This is a genomic window from Halohasta sp. A2 (assembly GCF_056175805.1).
In genome coordinates, this window is the sequence record NZ_JAQFWV010000208.1 from 1 (window position 1) to 469 (window position 469).

The 469-nt window shown below is 53.5% G+C and carries 1 protein-coding gene; it reads right to left on the bottom strand.

Annotated elements, in window-relative coordinates; all coding sequences use genetic code 11:
* On the bottom strand, positions 1-344 hold a 344-nt coding region (locus O2S87_RS18815), incomplete at its 3' end, for a ferritin-like domain-containing protein (protein ID WP_475410235.1).
* Positions 345-469: the final 125 nt, after the last annotated feature.

A 469-nucleotide genomic window follows, 5' to 3' on the forward strand; every position in this document is an offset into this window, starting at 1 on the left:
ATGTCGTAGACGTCCTCGCCTTCGAACTCAATAGTGGCGCGTTCCTCCTGGTTGGCTGGGCCTGCAACCGGAACGCCGCCGATCGCCTGTGCGCGTTCAGCGATCCGGTCGGCACCTTCTTCAAGATGCTCGTAGGCTTCCTGGAGGAACTGGTGGGTGTCAAGAGATTCTGCGCCCTCAACGTTCCAGTGGTGTTTGTGGATCTGATGATACAGTACATAGGCATTGGCCAGATCGGTGTTCAGGGCGTCGACGATCTGCTCGACTTTGTCCTCCTCAAGCCGAAGCACCTCTGATTCTTCAAACGTACCCGCCTGCTGGCGGACGGTTTTCTGCGTACTCATGAGCCTGTCCAAGAAATATCGGCAGAGAACTCACATGACGTAGACCTTATCTAGCAGAAAATCCTGTACAGCGTAAGGATTCACCCGTGACGTTCAATTTTATCCGATACGATCAAGATCAGCAA